At 57.8% G+C, this 474-nt stretch carries 2 protein-coding genes; one reads left to right on the top strand and one right to left on the bottom strand.

Annotation, left to right across the window (positions count from 1 at the left end; genetic code table 11):
- A partial coding sequence (locus tag AC1D0P_RS29020; RefSeq protein WP_477679897.1) for a hypothetical protein occupies positions 1-182 on the top strand: 182 nt, incomplete at its 5' end.
- A gap of 22 nt (positions 183-204) precedes the next feature.
- On the opposite strand, the gene AC1D0P_RS29015 is transcribed toward AC1D0P_RS29020, so the two are convergent.
- On the bottom strand, positions 205-474 hold a 270-nt coding region (locus tag AC1D0P_RS29015; RefSeq protein ID WP_477679896.1), incomplete at its 5' end, for a glycosyltransferase.

The raw sequence follows: 474 nt of genomic DNA, 5'->3' as shown, positions 1-474 counted from the left end.
TCCGCTATGTCTGCGAACGATTGGCCATCCCAACGAATATCGCTGCCGTCCGGCATTCGACCGATGCCGGCGACAAGCTCGCTGCATATTATGGTCCGAAGGAAATCCGCTTGGCACAGTTGATCTATGCGGAGGATTTTCTGCGCTTTGGCTATGACAGCCGCAGCTTGCCGACAGGATAGTCCGCTTCAGCCGGCCACCAGTCTATCCGAGCTGCATAAGCCGGTTTATCAAATTCTCATGCCGCTCTATTGCTATCTCAGCCGACCAGCGTTCGACGATGGTCTGGCGGGCCGACCTCCGCATTGCCTCTATCGCTGGGCCGCCGGCGAGAGCGATTTCGATCCTCGATGCGATCGCATCGGGGTCAAAAAAACCAGCCAGCAGCCCATTTTCTTCATCCGTGACGAATTCCCGGACCGGCGCAGTGTCCGAACCAACGACGGCACAGCCTGTCGACAATGCCTCGAACGC

This window comes from Polaromonas sp. P1_G2 (genome assembly GCF_056405515.1).
The sequence above is the reverse complement of the archived record's forward strand: the minus strand, read 5'-3'. Positions and strand labels throughout refer to the sequence as shown.